The sequence below is a fragment of the Corallococcus sp. CA053C genome (assembly GCF_003611675.1).
Lineage (GTDB): Bacteria > Myxococcota > Myxococcia > Myxococcales > Myxococcaceae > Corallococcus.
This window is the reverse complement of the sequence record NZ_RAWA01000583.1, coordinates 1-4597: the sequence shown is the minus strand read 5'-3', so window position 1 is coordinate 4597 and position 4597 is coordinate 1. Positions and strand designations below refer to the sequence as shown.

Here is a 4597-nt window from a genome sequence, read left to right as displayed (position 1 = left end):
GGCCCCGTCCCCCGTCGCCGCCCCTGCTCCGCGCTACCTGGACGGCCTGGGCCACACGCCCGAACAGGAGAAACTGCTCGGTGAGGTGAGCCGCGCGCTGGAGGCGTACGAAGCGGAGTCGCGCGACTTCCACCGCGAGGTGAAGCAGCTGGTGGAGCGCCGGTATGCGCAGCGGCGCGCGGCGCTCTCCAGCTCCTACGAGAAGTCCCTCACCGCGCTGGAGTCGCAGGAGCGCACGCACCGGCTGGACGCCATCTCCCGCTTCGAGGACTTCCTCCGCCGCTACCCGAACGAGCCCCGCTCCACGCCGGACGTGATGTTCCGCCTGGCGGAGCTGTACTACGAGCGCTCGACGGACGAGCACCAGCTCGCGCGCAAGGACTACGCGGAGCGCGTGCGCACGCTGTCGGACGAGGCGATGGCGGACCTGCCGCCGGAGCCGGAGGTGGACTTCACGCCGTCCATCGGCCTGTACCGCCAGCTGCTCGCGCAGTTCCCGGACTACAAGCTCAACGACGGCTCGCTGTACCTGCTGGCCTACTGCCTCTCCGAACAGCACAAGGACGAGGAGAGCCTCGCCACCTACCAGCAGCTCACCACGCGCTACCCCCAGAGCCGCTTCACCACCGACGCGTGGACGCGCATCGGCGAGTACTGGTTCGAGGACGAGACGGACCCCGCGGCGCTGCGCAAGGCCGCCGACGCGTACACCGCCGCCACGCGCGACACCGGACACCGCTTCTACGACAAGGCCCGCTACAAGCTCGCCTGGACGTACTACCGGATGGACTGGTTCGACGAGGCCGTGGACAGCTTCCTGCTGCTGCTGGACCACTACCAGTCGCACCAGCAATCCGGTGACAAGGCGGACGAGGGCGACCTGCGCGCCGAGGCGCTCCAGTACATCGCGCTGTCGCTGGCCGACGAGACCTGGGGCGGCATGGCCCGGGCGCAGGAGATCTTCGCCAAGCGGGGCGGCCGTCCCTACGAGGCGGAGGTGTACCGGCGGCTGGGCAACGTCTACTTCGACCAGATCCGCAACGAGGACGCCATCGCCGCGTACCAGCGGGTGCTCGCCACGGATCCGCTGACCGCGGACGCACCGCGCCTCCAGCAGCGCATCGTCCAGGCCTACGAGCGCGACCGGCGCATGGACCTGTACGCGCTCGAGTCGGAGAAGCTGGCCAACAGCTACCTGCCCGGCGGCGCGTGGTACGAGAAGAACAAGGACGATCCGAACGCGCTGTCCAACGCGCAGACGCTCGCCGAACAGAGCCTGTACTCCGCCGCCACCTACCAGCACCAGCAGGCCCAGGCGTTCCAGAAGGAGGGCAAGGCGGAGCAGGCCGTGTCCACCTACGCTGGCGCCGCGCGCGCCTACGGCACCTACCTGGAGCGTTTCCCGCGCAGCAAGAGCGCGTACCCGATGCGCTTCTTCTTCGCGGAGTGCCTCTTCAACTCGAACCAGTTCGACGCGGCGGCGAAGGCGTACGAAGCCGTGCGTGACTCCAACCAGGACGACACCTACCGCAACGTGTCCGCGCACAACGCGGTGCTCGCGTGGAAGGAGCAGCTCACCCGGGACGTGAAGGAAGGCCGCGTGCCGGAGCGCAAGCCGCTGCGCGCCGCCGAGCGTCCCAAGGACAGCCCCCACGCGCCCGTGGCCCTGGCGGAGACCGAAGCGCGGCTGGTGAAGGCGTCCGATACGTACGTGGCGATGCTGCCGAAGGAAGAGGCCGCGCCGGGCATCGCCTACCAGGCCGCGGAGCTGTTCTACACGCACGACGACTTCGCCCAGGCCCGGCCGCGCTTCGAGCGCGTGGTGCAGACGTATCCACGGAACGCGGTGGCCGGCTACGCCACCAACCTCATCATCGAGTCGTTCCTCGTCGACCAGGACTGGAAGAGCGTGGAGGAGGTCAGCGCGCGGCTCGCCAGCAACGCGCAGGTGGTGGACCCGCAGAGCGACCAGTACCGCGAGCTGATGAAGTTCAAGCTCGCCGGCCGCTTCAACCTCGCGGATCAGCTCGCGGCCCAGAAGCGCTACGACGAGGCGGCGAAGAAGTACCTCCAGCTGGTGGAAGAGGCACCCCGCCACGAGTTCGCCGACAAGGCGCTCAACAACGCGGCGGTGGCGTACGAGGAGCTGCGCCGGTTCGACTCCGCGATGAAGCTCTACGAGCGCGTGTACCGCGACTACCCGAAGTCGCCGTGGGCCCACACCGCCCTCTTCCGCGTGGCCGTCAACGCGCAGAAGTCCTACGACTTCGACAAGGCCGTCACCAGCTACCAGAAACTGGTGAAGGACTACCCGGCGGCGGAGGAGCGCGAGGCGGCGCTCTACAACGCGGCGGCCCTGCTGGAAGGTCAGCAGCGCTACGCGGAGGCCGCGGCCGCGTTCCAGCGCTGCGTGGAGCTGTTCCCCCACGGCAAGAACGCGCCGGACAACCAGTACCGCGCGGCCCGCATCCTGGAGAAGCAGGGCGACACGCGCGGGGAGATCAACGCGCTGGAGGCGTTCGTCCGCAAGTTCGCGAGCAAGCCGGATCAGGTGGAGCTGGTGGTGGACGCGAAGCGGCGCCTGGGCGACGCGTGGAAGAAGCGGGGCAACGCGAAGGAGGCCTCGCGCGCGTATGCCGCCGCCGCGGATGAGTTCGACCGCCGCAAGCTGAAGCCGGAGACGCAGCAGCGCGCCGCGGAGGCCGCCGCCTACAGCCGCTTCCAGTTGGCGGAGGCGGAGTTCCAGCGGTTCGACGCGCTGAAGATCACCGGCTCCGGCAAGGTGCTGGAGCGCAGCTTCACCAAGAAGACCGAAGCCGTGAAGACCGTGAGCGATGCGTACGGGAAGGTGCTGCCGTACAAGCAGCTCGAGTGGTCGCTGGCCGCGTTCTACCGGCGCGGGCACGCGCTGGAGCGCTTCGGCAACACGCTGCTGGAGGCCCCGGTGCCGCCGGAGGTGAAGCGCCTGGGCGACGACGCGGTGCTGGCCTACCAGGACATGCTCACGCAGCGCACCGTCGCGCTGGAGGACCGCGCGGTGGAGAGCTACGCCGCCACGCTCAAGGAGGCGCGCAAGAACCACGTCTCCAACGAGTGGACGCACCGCACGCTCGAAGCGCTCAACCGCTTCCGGCCCAAGGAGTACCCCGTCCTGAAGGAGCCCAAGGGCGCCATCGCGTCGGAGACCGTGTACACGGACGGCCTCGTGGGCAGCCTCACCGCGCCCGTGCCGCCTGCGCGCGTCGAACCCGACACGGCCCCCCGGCTGACGGAAGAGGGCGCACGATGAGCCACCGCACGCGCTTCGCGCTCACCGGGCTGGCGCTCTGGCTGTCCGCCTGCGCCTCCGGCCCCCAGCCGCGCACGGAGTCGAAGCTGGACGGGCCCGCGGCGGGGCCCATCGCCTCCGCGAGCACCGGCACGAAGCCGGAGCCGAAGTCGGAGACGGCCCCGAAGTCTCCCGAGCCCAGGTCCACCGCGGGCGCGGAGAAGGACTTCACGCGCGCGGTGGAGATTGCCCGGCGCGGCGAACTGAGCATCGCGGAGACCGCGCTCAAGGCCCTGCTGGAGAAGTCCCCGAAGCTCGCGCCCGCGTGGACGAACCTGGGCATCGTGCAGGAGCGCCAGGGCCGGCTGCCCGACGCGGAGCGCTCCTACCGGCAGGCCCTGTCGCTGGAGCCGGAGCTGGAGACCGCCTGGGACTGCCTCGTGCGCCTGTCCGCGCGCACCGGCCGCGCGGCGTCCCTGGAGGCGGAGCTGCGCGAGGCGCTGACGAAGCAGGACTCGGTGGCCCGCCGCACGGCGCTCGCGCTCACGCTGCTCCTACAGAAGCAGCACGCGCCCGCCGTCGCCGAGGCCCGCCGCGCGCTCCAGGTCAACGAGCAGCACGTGCCCGCGATGCAGGTGCTCGCGCAGGTGTACGCCCGCGAGGGCAAGTACGAGCTGGCGTCCATGGTGCTGGGCAACGCGCTCGCCATCGACGCGCAGGACGCGTCCACGCTCAACGCCCTGGGGCTCGTGCACCTGGGCCTCAAGGAGCGCCCGCAGGCGCTGGAGCGCTTCCGTCAGGCCATTGCCCTGCGGCCGGACTTCGCCGAGGCGCGCAACAACCTGGGCGCCCTGCTCAACGAGGGCGAGGACTACGCCGCCGCCCGCGTGGAGCTGGAGGCCGCCGTGCGCGCCGCACCGGACTTCGCCGCCGCCCACCTCAACCTGGGCAACGCCTACCGCGGCGAGGGCGACTTCGCGCGCGCCCTGGCCGAGTACGAGCGCGTGCTCCAGCTCCAGCCCGACGGCAAGGACCCGTACTTCAACCTGGCCCTGCTCCACCTGGACCTGGAGCCCGCAGGCATGGACCCGCTGGAGCGACTCCAGAAGGCCGTGGCCTACCTGGGCCAGTACCAGGCCAAGGGCGGCACCGACGAGCGCACCGCCCAGTACGTGAAGGACGCGAACAAGGGCATCGACCGGGAGACCCGCCGCCGCGAGCGCGAGCGCAAGGAAGGCCTGAAGAAGGCCGCCGAGAAGCCCGTGGAGCCCGCCGCGAAGCCCGCGGAACCCGCCGCGAAACCCACCGAGGCGGCCAGGACACCCACCC

General features: G+C 70.7%; 2 protein-coding genes. Both read left to right on the top strand.

The genetic code is table 11. The features are described 5' to 3' along the window. On the top strand, positions 1–3289 hold a 3289-nt coding region (locus tag D7V97_RS40365; RefSeq protein WP_233583548.1), incomplete at its 5' end, for a tetratricopeptide repeat protein. Then, on the top strand, positions 3286–4597 hold a 1312-nt coding region (locus tag D7V97_RS40360), incomplete at its 3' end, for a tetratricopeptide repeat protein (protein ID WP_120615885.1). The genes D7V97_RS40365 and D7V97_RS40360, both read left to right, overlap by 4 nt.